Source organism: Alkalihalobacillus pseudalcaliphilus (genome assembly GCF_028610675.1).
Taxonomy (GTDB): Bacteria; Bacillota; Bacilli; order Bacillales; family Bacillaceae_D; genus Alkalihalobacillus; species Alkalihalobacillus pseudalcaliphilus.
The window spans coordinates 55,849-69,443 of sequence record NZ_JAQQWS010000003.1 but is presented as its reverse complement, the minus strand read 5'-3'; the positions used below and the strand labels follow the sequence as shown (position 1 = coordinate 69,443).

Annotated in this window: 10 protein-coding genes; 8 read left to right on the top strand and 2 right to left on the bottom strand. The window is 37.2% G+C overall.

Going from position 1 to position 13,595, the window contains the following annotated elements; genetic code table 11:
- Positions 1-9 precede the first annotated feature (9 nt).
- Positions 10-1,668, bottom strand: a complete 1,659-nt coding sequence (locus PQ479_RS08845; protein WP_047989856.1) for a methyl-accepting chemotaxis protein — start codon at positions 1,666-1,668, stop codon at positions 10-12.
- A 109-nt stretch (positions 1,669-1,777) separates the two neighbouring features.
- On the bottom strand, positions 1,778-2,221 hold the full coding sequence (locus PQ479_RS08840) for a gamma-glutamylcyclotransferase family protein (RefSeq protein WP_047989855.1): 444 nt from the start codon (positions 2,219-2,221) through the stop codon (positions 1,778-1,780).
- Between the two features lie 319 nt (positions 2,222-2,540).
- On the opposite strand from PQ479_RS08840, the gene PQ479_RS08835 reads away from it, so the two are divergent.
- From PQ479_RS08835 to PQ479_RS08800, 8 genes are all read left to right on the top strand, one after another.
- Entirely contained in the window at positions 2,541-3,815 is a 1,275-nt protein-coding gene (locus tag PQ479_RS08835; RefSeq protein WP_053070475.1) for an ABC transporter substrate-binding protein, read from the top strand.
- Between the two features lie 100 nt (positions 3,816-3,915).
- The gene (locus PQ479_RS08830; protein WP_047989854.1) at positions 3,916-4,782 is read left to right on the top strand and encodes a carbohydrate ABC transporter permease; all 867 of its coding nucleotides are present in this window, start codon (positions 3,916-3,918) and stop codon (positions 4,780-4,782) included.
- Positions 4,782-5,657 carry a carbohydrate ABC transporter permease gene (locus PQ479_RS08825; RefSeq protein ID WP_047989853.1) on the top strand — a complete coding sequence of 292 codons (876 nt, stop codon included), beginning with the start codon at positions 4,782-4,784 and terminating at the stop codon, positions 5,655-5,657. The genes PQ479_RS08830 and PQ479_RS08825 overlap by 1 nt, the downstream gene beginning before the upstream one ends.
- Positions 5,658-6,118: 461 nt before the next feature.
- Positions 6,119-6,991, top strand: coding sequence for a MurR/RpiR family transcriptional regulator (locus tag PQ479_RS08820; protein ID WP_047989852.1), 873 nt, complete (start codon positions 6,119-6,121; stop codon positions 6,989-6,991).
- Positions 6,992-7,488: 497 nt separating this feature from the next.
- Positions 7,489-8,181, top strand: coding sequence for an HAD family hydrolase (locus tag PQ479_RS08815; protein WP_053070474.1), 693 nt, complete (start codon positions 7,489-7,491; stop codon positions 8,179-8,181).
- A gap of 875 nt (positions 8,182-9,056) precedes the next feature.
- Positions 9,057-12,686 carry a pectate lyase gene (pelA, locus tag PQ479_RS08810; RefSeq protein WP_053070473.1) on the top strand — a complete coding sequence of 1,210 codons (3,630 nt, stop codon included), beginning with the start codon at positions 9,057-9,059 and terminating at the stop codon, positions 12,684-12,686.
- Between the two features lie 173 nt (positions 12,687-12,859).
- Positions 12,860-13,294 (top strand): hypothetical protein, encoded by a 435-nt coding sequence (locus PQ479_RS08805; RefSeq protein ID WP_083991319.1) that lies wholly within the window; start codon positions 12,860-12,862, stop codon positions 13,292-13,294.
- A 20-nt stretch (positions 13,295-13,314) separates the two neighbouring features.
- Complete coding sequence (locus tag PQ479_RS08800) at positions 13,315-13,593, top strand: hypothetical protein (RefSeq protein ID WP_047989851.1); 279 nt, start codon at positions 13,315-13,317, stop codon at positions 13,591-13,593.
- The last annotated feature ends 2 nt before the right edge of the window (positions 13,594-13,595 follow it).

The window sequence follows — 13,595 nt, the reverse complement described above, 5'->3', positions numbered from 1 at the left end:
AACCAATAATTATTGGTGCTTGTAGCTTTTTGTTAATTTTAAAAGTAATTGTGCTTGTTTTTCTAATTTAAAACCAATTTGTTTATTCGTATTAGCTAATTCAAGCGAGTGCTCGCTAATCTTTAACATATCCTCAGCACTTGCATTTGTTTCTTGGGAAATTGAAGATAATGACTCTGCTTGTGCTTCTAGCTTTGGTAATACGTGTTGAATTTGCTCGTAGGCATTTTCAGCTTGCCTGAGCTGCTCATTAACTTGTTTTATTTCATGAATGAGCTTTGAAAAAGAGCCTTGCGTTTGTACCGTCTTCGTTTTGCTTGTTTCTACTTTTTTCAAAATGTTGTAACAGTGATCGCTAGCTAAGGTTGTTATTCTCTCCATATTAGCAGTCATTGAGGTGATCTGTTGAGTAGAAGTCGTTGATTGTTCAGCAAGACTTCGTATTTCCTTAGCAACGACAGAAAAACCATGTCCCTCTTTACTTGAGCGTGCTGCTTCAATGGATGCATTAAGAGCGAGTAATTTCGTTTGCTCTGTGATTTTTTCAATAACCGTAATATTGGATGTGATCGAATTAGAATGTTGCTTTACGTCTAACATCGTTTCGGTAAACTGTTGGAAATCCTTCATCAATTCCTCAATAAAAAATAAAAGCTCGGACATGTTTTCATTGCCGCTGTTCGCTTGTAAAGTCATTTCGACAGAACTCATTCCCACTTGTTTCATTTGCACATCCATATTATGCAACTTCGTTTTCGTATCGAGAAGTCTGTGGACATTTTCTTGAGAGCTAATAGCCGTTTGTTCTGCACCTGATTGGACGGTGTGGATCGCTGCTAATAATTGCTGACTGGATGATAATGTTTCATTAGCTGACTTCTTTAGCTGTTGACTATTACCATCAAGTTCAGTTGTCGTACTCGTCAACTCTGAAATCAGCTCGCTTATTTGGACAATCATGTCATTATAGCTATTTTGTAAAGAACGTATCTCAGGAATCTTGGACACTTGCGAGTGAACACGTTCTAAATAACCTGTTCGGGCGTTTTTCATAACAGAGCGAAGACTTAGTAGTGGTTTCGTCATAGAACGTACAAAAAAATGAACTGTTACAGCAGCGATGAGAAAACTAATCATAATCATAATGACAGAAAACGTTGCAATCTGAGACACAGGCTCCATATAAGAATCAGATTGAGTGAGCATGATATATGTCCCATCAATCTCAGGAAGTTGCTTATACGTAATTGTAAGATCTTGGCCATCAATAGATGTGTGCAAAAGCCCTTGACGTTCTGTTTCTATTTGTTCTTTTATGACTTCAGGTATAGTAGGTAGCGTATGTTCACTAACTTGAAATGGTTTAATAACCCCATCAACCATATAGGCAAATTCAGTTGGTAGTTGATTGTCAGTAAGTTTGTTTTGTTGATTTCGTATATTTATTTCAAGCTGCTGCGTGAAATAGTCATGGTCACTGATATAAACAAAATTTAAATTCTGTGCTATATATTGAATTAAATCAGCCTCTCGTAAAAGCTGATTTTCAGCCATCGTTACAGCTAAATCTTCAGCTTTTTTATAAGAGCTTATCCCAACAATCGAAGTAGATATTAATAGAAGTAATAAAAAAATAGTCAATAACCGTGTATGTAATGTTAATTTCACCCTTCATTCCTCCTGATGCTTTTAGCCTATAAAAAGCTTACAAGAGCAATGTAAATAGAATGTAGTTTTATTGTAAAGAAAGGATAAAATTGTATGATTTATGGGGGGATTAATGGAATGATTCTAGCTGTTTCTTGAGATGTCTTTGGTATTCGGACGTTAAAACTTTAGCTCCGTTTAAGATGAGTGAAGCATAGTAGTCACCCGGTTTAATTTCAGTTGCTTCTTTATGAACGACTGTATAAGTAGAGACATTGAGCCATTTTTTTACCTGATAAAGAAAGACAGAAACGTTTATTCTCTCATAAAATGTGGGAGCTCCTTCACGGTAGTCAAGGGCGATAAAATTAGGAACCTCAAAGACAACACCCTCTAAAGAGCCACCTTCAGATTTAACGATATCGGCTACACCACCTTGCCTATTTTTAGAATATTTTGTAAAAGCAAGTCGGTAGTTCTCTAACTTGGCGGGTCCTACGAATCTAGCTTTCTCTACATCTCGAGCGATATCTTGAACATCCATGCAACTTCCATAGGCAAAATATAGGGGCATATATCAATCTCCTCATTTCTTGTTATAAGATTTATTATAACTATATCACAAGAAAAATCTTTATATTTAGTAGATAAAGAAGTAATATGGGTCAGTTCATTTTAAAATATTATTTTAATTAATTTAGATTTTATTATGTAAGTAACTGTTGATATCGTTATATGGACAAGAAGATAGTAATATATTTTTTGAATTTGTTGAAATAAAATTTTACAATAGTGTTGATTTTTAAAACTTTAATATATATGATGAAATTATATTTTGAACATTTACATAATTTTTACAAACTATTTTTTAGGGATTAGGAGGAGGTTTTACTGTGAAAAAGCTAATAATTGGTTTTGTTACACTTATTTCATTTACAGCAATGGTAGCCTGTAGTACCGATAGTTCAGATGATGGGGGGAGTGATGGAGAACTCTCAGGTGAGATCGTCTTTAATACGATGGAACTAAGCCCAACATTTGACGATTACATTATGGGGATGATTGAAGAATTTGAGAAGGAACACCCACATGCAACAGTGAGATGGGAGGATGTCCCAGCAGCCCAAATTGAACAAAAAACGTTAACGGAGGCATCTGGTGGCAATATGGCTGATGTCGTGAACTTAAATCCGCGCTTCACGAAGAAATTAGCAGGAGTCGGAGCTTTATTAGACATGGATGAAGCAGCTGCTGATTTTAAAAGCACTTATCCTGAAGGATTGTGGAGTTCTGGTGAAGTGTTAGGCACTTCCTATGCGGTTCCTTGGTATTATACTTCTGGTGGAGTCTTGTACAATCAAGAAATCTTAGCTGAGGCTGGCTTTAAGGAACCACCGGCGACGATAGAAGAGGCTTGGGAAATGTCAGAAGTTATTTATGAGAAAACAGGAGCAATTGGTGGGGCTTATACAACAACTGCATGGCAAGATTTATGGATACTATTTCCAACCATGGGTATCGATTTAGTGACAGAAGACGGTAGTGAAGCTGCATTTAACACGCCTCGTGCATTAGAGTTACTGGAAGAACGTAAAGCTTATCATGAAAAAGGATTAATCCCAGATGATATTTTATTAGATAATAGTTTGGCTCGTGAATGGTATGCAGATGGTCGATTAGCTTGGTGGTCTTCAGGTCCTCAGCTTTATCGTCAAATTGAGGATTCAGCCCCAGCCATTTACGAGATTTCTGAAGCCGCACCTGGATTTATAGGTGATGCCGGAACGATGTACTCAGCTATTCAAAATCTAGTTATATCTAATCAGAGTGACCACAAAGATGTGGCGGTAGCCTTTGTTGAATTTATTACAAATCCTAAAAACCAACTTGAATTTGCGACGTTAGCTGCGATTTTACCTGGTAACGCTGAGGCAGCTGAAGATGAATTCTTCTTTGCGGGAGAGGATTCTGATGATCCAGAAGAAAAAGGTCGTTATTTATCGGCATTATCTATGGATCAAGCCGTGGATATGGCACCTCCGATTGAAAATGCGAATCAAATTAATACGATTTTGAATGAAGAGTACGTGGAAATGCTAATCAACGGTAAAGACCCACAACAAGCATTAGACGATGCTGAGGCACGTGTGAACGATATTTTAAACTAATGAAATCAGTGCGAAAAGGTCGGCTATGTATAAGAGTATGAGGCATACTCTTGTGCATACTCTGACCTTTTCTATATTTTAGGGGATTTGAGGTGCGAATATGATTTACAGAGCATGGCATGCATGGCTATTTTTATTACCTGCATTATTATTGTTGCTTGTATTTAGTATTATTCCAATATTTTGGGTCATCTATCTTGGCTTTACTGATTATAACGTATTTAGTCCACCGCAATGGGTAGGGATAGAAAATTTTCAAGCTCTATTTGGTGATAGTAAATTTTGGACGGCTTTAAAAAATACATTTTTATATTGGATATTAGTAACACCGGCTATTACGATTTTTTCTTTATTTTTAGCCGTTCTTGTTAATCAAAAACTAGTAGGTATTAAACTTTATCGGCTTTCTTTTTATTTCCCTGTGCTTGTTTCCGTTGTTATTACGGCTCTACTATGGAAGTGGATGTTTGCAACAGATGGCATTTTTAACTTTTTATTCAGCTTAATTGGTGTTGGACCGGTCAGTTGGTTAACGAGCTCTAGTATGGCAATGATTTCGGTCGCTATCGTTACAGTTTGGCAAGGCTTAGGGTATTACATGTTGATTTATTTAGCTGGGTTACAATCTGTTTCGAATGAGTTATATGAGGCCGCAGAAATGGACGGAGCGGGCTTTGGGAGGAAGCAGTGGAGTATTACGATTCCAGCTATGAAACCGATTATCTTTTTTGTCAGTGTCATTTCAACGATGGGAGCATTTAAGGAATTTACTTTAATGCTTGTTATGACCGGAGGCGGACCCGTGAATGCGACTACGACACTTGTTTATTTAGTCTTCCAAGAAGCATTTGAGCAGATTAATTTCGGTTATGCTAGTGCGATTGCAACGGTATTGTTTGTGATTATTTTACTAATCACGTTAGTGAATATGAAAATTCAGGACAAAAAAGGGGAGGGACGAGTTTAGTGGAGCCAAAATTAAGTAAAGACCTTCATAAAAAAACTAGATTTTATCAGAAGTTACATTTTAAACGTCATGTTGTGTCTTATTTTTTATTAACCTGTATCGCGTTGTTTACGATTATTCCATTTGTATGGACGGTTTCGACGGCATTTAAAGGACCTAATGAGTCTTTATTTACGATGCCTCCTTCTTTTATTCCAAGTGACTTTACATTTAATAACTTCATACAAGTGTGGACTACATTACCGATTCCTCTTTATTTGTGGAATAGTGTCATCATTACATCATTTGGTGTATTGTTACCTATTGTTATCGCTACGTTAGCTGGTTTTCCATTGGCTCGAATGAATTTTAGAGGGAAGAAATTGGTCTTTATTATCATCATTGCTACAATGATGATTCCGACTGAAGCGACGATGATTCCTATTTATTTAATACTTAATGAACTGAACTTAGTCGGAACATTTGCAGGGGTTATTTTTCCGACAGCCGTGAATGCTTTTGGTATATTTTTAATGAGACAAGCGTTTTTATCGATTCCAAGAGAAATCGAGGAATCTGCTGTCATTGATGGAGCCCATGTTTTTCAAATATGGTTCAACATTTTGTTGCCGATGGTCAAACCAATGATGGCAACTCTTGGCATTTTAAGTTTCATTGCTGCTTGGAATAGCTTTTTATGGCCATTGATTATATTAAGGGATCAATCGATGTATCCTTTGACATTAGGGTTGTATCGGTTAGAAGGAGCATTTGAGGCAAGCACTCGAGAGGTTGCGGCAGGATCGATTATTGCTCTTATTCCGATTTTAATTGTCTTCCTTCTCTTGCAGAAGCACTTTATTAACAGTGCAACTTCAGGTTCTATAAAAGGGTAGGTGCTGAGTTCTGTATTGTGTGAAAGTCAATGGGGCAACTCATTTCTCAAGGGGAATATACTATTTGGTCTTTGTATTTGGTCCATTTTTGAAAACGAAATGACCTAATAGTCGAATGAATTCGTAAGGAAGCAAAATGACGAGCAAATTTAAAGGCACAACCCAACGTTCCTAAGTTACACTTTCATACAAAATCCACATGGCGAAGCTCGGAACACTTCGTCACTAACAAAGAAGAAAGTGTGAGGAGCATGATTTTCGAGAGCGACGAGCAGTGCTCCGCACATCGCCTTTAGGGTAACTGTCACTGCATTAAACATCACTATTATAAATTTGATAATATCCGCATTTAATCAAGACAATCATAGGACTATCTCCTTATTTCATGATAAAATAATTGTTATAACAACTTATGAAGCGAATGCATATGAATTGACGAAGCTAAAATGAGGGGGATTGTGATGAGTCATATGAAAGGCGGATTAGTTATTTTAAAGGATACGTTAAGTGGTCTACCGCCATCTGAGCAGAGGCTAGCTCAGTTTATAATTAAAAATCCGGAAGAGTCCATTTTAATGACAGCTATGACCTTAGGGGAGAAAAGTGAGACTAGCAGTGCCGCTGTAATTCGATTATGTAAGTCACTAGGATTTAGTGGATTTCAAGAATTGAAATTAAGAATTGCTGGTGACCTACAGGTTGATTCGGTGGAAGGTAATCGGGATATCGAGCGTGATGAGGATTTTAGAAATATCGTATCAAAAGTTAATGCAAATACGTTACAAACTCTAAAAGAAACGGTCGATATTATGAAGTTTGAACAATTAGAAGAAGCAGTGAGGGTATTAATTCATGCCAAGTCCATCATATTTGTTGGTTTTGGTGCTTCTAATCTTGCCGCACAAGATGCCGAACAAAAATTTATGCGAATTAATAAGCAAGTCAATTCTTATTCTGATGTTCATGTTGCAGCCACAGCCATTGCTAATAAAGGCCCTGAGGATGTGATTGTCGGTATTTCGTTTTCCGGAAACACACAAGAGGTTACTAAACTATTGGAAATTGCTAAAGAGAACCACTGTCAAACAATTAGTATTTCAAAGTATGGTAATTCTTCGATCACGAACTTAGCTGACATCAATCTTTATATAACCGCAGGTAATGAGTCAACGTTTCGGAGTGGAGCAACAGCGTCAAGAATTGCTCAGCTTCATATGATTGATATTCTGTTTATGTGCTACGCCTCCAAAGAGTATGACGAAACGATTCAATTTTTAGATCGCACAAGGAAAACATTAGATAGTTTTAAAGGTAAAAGGAAAAAAGGAGTTTAATACAACTCCTTTTTTTAGTAAATGAGGCATCACTTTTCGTTGCGATGCTCTTAAATCTATTTTTTTTAAATTCAACTTAAAACCCATGATGAACCTGGTGGAAAAGGGATTAATGTAGTAGGTCTTACATGCGTTAGATTGCGACGTTTTAGCATCGGTTTTTGAGGATGAATGACCGGCTCCAAAATTCAGAAATTACTGAATTATAGATCTGTCAAACATGAGTTTATTGTAATAGAATCTGAGAGTAAGCGGTGAAGCTTTCTCAGAGGAGATAAGGGAGGTAAAAAAAGCTCTCATAAAAAGGGCATAGTTTACCTTTAAGATGACGGAGCATCTTGTTGCTTCGTCATTTTTTGATCTGCTGATTACCTAATATCTTAAATGTAAGATAAATGATAAAAGGATTTATAGAAGAAGTGACGAATTAATTATGACAAAGAAATATTAAAAAACTTATATTATGACTTAAAAGATTTTATGAAGGGGGATCATGTTTGAACCTTAAAGCGTGTTTAGTTGATTTTTACGGTACAATTGTACATGATGTAGGTTTAGTTATTCATGAGGTGAGCTTGGAAATTAAGAGCGCGACTCCCATTCAATCAGTAAGTGTTGAGGAAGTGTCTCTATATTGGTGGAATCAATTCTACCATTTATTTAACAAGTGTACGGGTATCCAGTTTCAGACGCAAAGAGAAATTGAAATAGAATCGTTAAGGAGAACATTGATCCATTTTCAAGCTCCGTTAGATGCACAATCTTTAGGGGAAAAAATGTTTGAACAATGGCGTAGGCCAGCCATTTATCAAGATGCTATTTATTTCCTAAATAAAGTAAAGCTGCCCATATTTATTGTCTCAAACATTGATCGAGTTGAAATTATGGAGGCTCTTGATTACCACGGACTTGAAGTAGATGGTGTCGTGACGAGTGAAGATGTGCTCTCTTATAAACCAAAAGGTAAAATCTATGAAGAAGCACTTCAATTAACTCAATGCAAAAAAGAAGAAGTTGTCTATATTGGCGATACATTAACCATTGATGTTGCAGGAGCCATTGATATAGGAATGAAAACGATTTGGGTGAATCGAACGAAACAAACTCATCCAGTATCGATAAAACCAACTATTACGGTAAACGATCTGTATGATGCCGTCTCGCATCTTGAAGCAATTGAAGTCACATAATAAGTAACTTGGATTACAATGTAAGCGGTTCGAAGCAATGACTGCCTGTAAAAAGATAGTATGTATAAGCACAAAATGAATTTATAACTAGTTAACTGATAAAGGTAGCGAGTACAAGGTATGGTCAAGTAATAAATCCAACCGATCGTACGAACAGTATGTTTTAGGTAATAGAGAATAAATACTTCATGAACGTGTTACTGTAAACCCACATGGCAGAGCTTAATTCACACTATCAAAACATGGAAATAGGCACTTTCCTTTTATTGAGATTCGTACATCAGCATTAAATAACTTTCATAAAAAAGCAACAGGAAATCCCTGTGGCTTTTTTGGTCTTGAACAAAAACTAACACTATCAAAAAAGACCTATAAAAAAGGTAAGCCTATTCAAATGATACATCCATTTATAAGAAAGTAGGAATATTATATAAAGTTTATAAATGAATCATATAAAAAAACGAAGATACCTTAACAAATCATGAGTAATATTGAGTATTTCTTTGGATAATTACTTGTGTTAAAACGATGCATTTCAGTGATAATCATTTCCTTAGAAGTTAGTAGAAAACGATGAATTCGCTCATGTAATTATAAATTCGATACATTTTTCAGAAAACTTTATGTTACACTTCCGAATGTAAACGTTTACATATTGCGTTTTAATTGGGAGGTGAGTACATGACGGTAGTAACCCAGCGGACGAAAACATGTTGAGACCCCCGTGGGACGTAGTGGCGGGCTGAAATCCACTGGTGTGCCAGTTAGTTCAGCGCCACGCGGTTGTCGTGGATCATGATTTTCGGTAGCGGCAAGCAAAGCTCCGCATATCAGCATCAGCATCAACTTTCATATAAAAGAAGGGAGAAAAATGAATGAATAAAAAGACTAAAGCTTGCAGTCATTTATTTCTAGTATTTATTCTTGTGTTTTCGAGTTTATTTGGTTCGCTTGGAGCAGCAATGACAGTTAGTGCCGAGGAACTAGAACGTGAAGAATTTTATGACTTTCATACAGATTTTGAATCTGACCAGCTTGGTGAGGTGCCCTCTCATATGGATGTGAGTGAAGCAGGGGGAACGGTACGTATTGTTCAAGAACCCAGTAAGGAAGAAAATCAACTTGTGTTTTTGGATGATACAAGTGAACAAACCCATGTGGCTTTAACGAAATCAACCCCTCGCCTTGTAGGTGATGTTTCCGTTGAAATGAGATTTATGCAACCTACTTATACGAGTGCCACAAAGGTTATGAGAGTAAAAGGAGATGGAACGGCTGCGACGATTGAGACAAACGGAGGAGCTATCAATTTTCGAACGGGAGCAGGCTTTCAACCTTTAATCGAAGCAGAAGCAGGGGAATGGTACCATATTCAACTTCTTCTCAATATCGAGAAACAAACACTAGATATTTTGATTAATGATGAGATCGTCCTGGAGGAAGCTGCGTTTGATCAACCGATGTCTTATTTGAATTTTGTTGAATCCTTCACACCGAATTCATCGATGCATGGACATTATGTTGATGATTTTAAAATGACTGGGCAAATACCAACTGAGGTAGAACCTCCTGAGCCAGAAATTCCGATCGAGGATGGGGTTAATGGCATTTATGAGGCGGAATTTGCAGAACTCCACCACGCGATTGTTGACAATAAGCATAATGGTTTTACAGGGACAGGTTTTGTCGATTACGTACCAAATGCCCCAGGGGGATGGATAGAGTGGACCATTGATGTACCTGTTGCTGGTGAGTATGAACTTGACTTTCGTTATGCTCATGGAGGGACCGATTTACGTCCGAAGGAAATTGTCATTAATGGTGAGGTCGTTGATGAAGGCTTAGCATTCGAGCCTACAGGCGGATTTACAATTTGGGCGTATACAAGTTTGACAGCTAATCTTGAAGCTGGTGAAAATACGGTTCGAGCAATAGGAATAGCACCAAGTGGTGGTGCAAATGTAGACCATCTTAAAGTTAACTTTGGCTTTGACCAAATTTTTGAAGCAGAAGAGGCAGATTTTAATGATACCTCAATTATTGATAATAAACATGCAGGCTATACCGGAACAGGTTTTGTCGATTATGTACCGAATGCTCCAGGAGGATGGATAGAGTGGACTGTTGAAGTTCCCGCTGAAGGCGATTATTTCCTAGGGTTTCGTTATGCCCATGGAGGAACAGATTTACGCCCAAAAGAAATAATCATTAACGGAGAGAGAATGGAAGAAGAGTTAGCTTTTGATCCTACTGGGGCATGGAATATTTGGGAATATGCCACAATGAGCTCGTTTTTAAAAGAAGGAACTAACACGATAAAGGCTGTTGGAAATGCTCCGAGTGGTGGTGCGAATGTTGACCATTTAAGAATTTATAAGCAACAAGAAGGTGATAGTGAAACACCTATTGAGTCTGAAAAAGTTTTACTTGAAGAAATCTTGAGTGAAGCTCTCTTAAAGGATTTACAAAACAGTGGGATGATTGCTGAACAAGGTTCTATCAATGATTCCAAAAAGCTAACTCGTCTAGAGTTTATGGCTCTTGTTAATGAAAAATTAGGCTTCGTGAAGAAAGAGCAATTCAAGAATCTAAGCTTAGATTCGATAGCATGGGAGATTACTGAGGAAGATTGGTACTATTATGTGGCAGCTACAGCATTGCAACAAGGTTATATGGATGATTTAGTTGTGAACAGTCAAATACTGCCTACTCAACAAATAACCATTCAAGAAGCAGAGCATGCTTTATCAAAACTTGACGATCAAATTACTCCGTCAACAAATAGAAATATTTTAACACGAGGTGAAGCGAAGGAGCTCATTGATTTGGTTGAACAATCAGATATTGAGCAGCTTGGAATTGTTGGAGTCCATGTCCTTAATTCCCACCTTATGGCTGTTACTTTGAATGGATATGTGGAAGACTTTCAAATAGAGGATCTTGAAGTGGTCGCTCCTACAAGGACCTGGTCCTTATTAACGCCTGGATTTACAACTCTAAATATCGATAAAGCAGCTCAAACTGTCAATCAATTTGGTCAAACAGTAATAGTGTTAAACAGCTTAGATGAATGGGATGAATATGGTGAGATGGAGTTAGAATTAGAAGAGACGCGGTTTTCAGGTGATTTAAACCGAGCGATTCAAGAAGCTGATAATCTATTAACATGGCAGATGGAACATGGAGGTTGGACAAAAAACTTCCCACAAATTTATACGAGACCATGGGATGGTCAGGAACCCCGTTCGGAATGGGTGAACAATGGTGTAGAATTAGGAACAATTGATAATGATGCGACAATAAGTGAAATTTTGCTCCTCGCCCAGATTTATCAAGAGACAAAAGATGAGCGCTATAAAGAGAGTATTGAGAAAGGCTTTGATTTCCTATTCAAGCTTCAATATGAAACAGGAGGCTTTGCTCAAGTCTACCCAGCCCGAGGGAATTATTCAGATTATGTCACCTTTAATGATGAGGCTATGATTAACGTATTAGAAATGTTAGATGATGTATTAGAAAAAAGATATCCATTTGGTGGCGACCTTGTTAGCGAGACTTATTATGCACAGCTTGAGGATTCGATGGAGTTGGCTGTCGATTATATTTTAAAAGCTCAAATTCAAGTGGATGGTATATTAAATGTTTGGAGTGCCCAGCATGACCCCTATACGTATCAACCACGTGAAGGCCGAGCTTATGAGCATCCATCCAATTCAGGAAACGAATCAGTCGGTATCATTCGCTTTTTAATGTCGCGTCCACAAATAGATGAAATAAAACGAGCGACACTAGGAGCACTCGAATGGTTTGACCGAGTGAAGCTTGAAAATACACGTTATGTGAGTGGTGATCCTGAGAGCATTTATTTTCATGAGGATTCTAACTCAACAGCTTGGTATCGCTTCTATGAAATTGGCACAGATCGTGGTATTTTCTCAGGAAGAGATGGCATAATTAAATATGACATCTTAGAAATTGAGGAAGAACGGCGAAATGGTTATTCTTGGGGAGGTCATTGGGCAACACAACTACTGGATGTTGCACAAAACATTGGTTTTTTTGATAATAAAGTGTTTGTCCGTATTGTCGATAATGTTTCGGTTGATGAACAAGAAAGAAGCTTAGTAGTGGGTGAGCATTATCAACTAAAAGGAAAAGTACATTTTTCAAAGTCGCCAGGAACTGGGGAACAGGAAAATGATACGGAACTACCTGAAACCGATGATGTTGAAGAAGAAAGTGACACAGACCAAAAGGGAACTGATGAAGGAATGACTATACCTAAAGCACCAGCGGAAAAAGTTGGAGATGAGGATAGCGATCGTACTGGACAAGGTAATCAAAATAACGAAAAGGATATACTAGGACAAGATAAAGAAGGCGATTCACTACCGAATACAGCTACGAATTATTATTATTGGATTGTAGCAGGAGTTATTTTGATTTTAACGGGTGGCAGTATGATGTATTGGAGAAAAAGACGGTTAGATGTGAATATAGACTAATAGAGCAAAAAATATGAGAGAAGCAGGGGTTGTCCCAAGGGAGTCATGAAAAGACATCTTTTGGAACACTCCTTTTTATATGCAAAAATCTAAAAGTATGTAACCATTAATAACTTTTTTCATAAATTAAATTTGTAGGTAGGTGAATAACTATTTGATTTAAGGAGGTACTAATGAACAATCAAAAATTCTTTTATTCAGGAAATCGAAGGTCTAAAAAAAGTGAAAAAGACGAAGTAATAAGTGAAGAACGAGGACAAGGAGAAATTCAGGAGGGGGATTTATCTAAAAGAGAGAAAAGGGATAAAAGACTAACACAAACATCTAAAGGCATTTTACCAGAGAATCAGTTATTTTTGGATATTCTCGGTAAAGAAATATTATTAACGATGCAAGCAACCCAGTTGAATTTGTTAGGCCAGACATTTAGACCTATTTTTACTGGGAAAGTCGTTGAGGTTACAAATGGTTTTATAACCTTAGATCCGGCGATTATGAAAATGAGTAATGCACCGTTCCATCGTTTTCCAACACCATTAAGTTTCCCAATTGAGCGTATCGCAACCTTTGTTCCATTTGATGCTGATCTGCAATTCCCAATCCCTTAATATGACAGGAGGATTCAAATATGAATCATACAGAGAGACTTTCCATTAATGATATTCGCTACGCGGTTGTAACTGAAGCATTTGAAGAAGCAATTGGTAGGCGAGCACTTATATTAATTGAAGAATTTCCATTTCTTATTATAGGTGAAATAGAAGAGGTAATTGGTGATTTTGTTTTTATATGTGTTGAAACGACACATATTTCCGAGATTGAAGGAAGGGTAATACGTGTACATCTTGATGATGTCCAGACTTTTTATATTGAGATGAATGGCCCACGTATACCACAAATATGTTAACG

Bases quoted from the DNA above. Each gene is read 5' to 3' on its own strand.
- PQ479_RS08840 (WP_047989855.1), bottom strand. From the start codon at position 2,221: ATGCCCCTATATTTTGCCTATGGAAGTTGCATGGATGTTCAAGATATC.
- PQ479_RS08830 (WP_047989854.1), top strand. From the start codon at position 3,916: ATGATTTACAGAGCATGGCATGCATGGCTATTTTTATTACCTGCATTA.
- PQ479_RS08820 (WP_047989852.1), top strand. From the start codon at position 6,119: ATGAGTCATATGAAAGGCGGATTAGTTATTTTAAAGGATACGTTAAGT.
- pelA (WP_053070473.1), top strand. From the start codon at position 9,057: ATGAATAAAAAGACTAAAGCTTGCAGTCATTTATTTCTAGTATTTATT.
- PQ479_RS08805 (WP_083991319.1), top strand. From the start codon at position 12,860: ATGAACAATCAAAAATTCTTTTATTCAGGAAATCGAAGGTCTAAAAAA.
- PQ479_RS08800 (WP_047989851.1), top strand. From the start codon at position 13,315: ATGAATCATACAGAGAGACTTTCCATTAATGATATTCGCTACGCGGTT.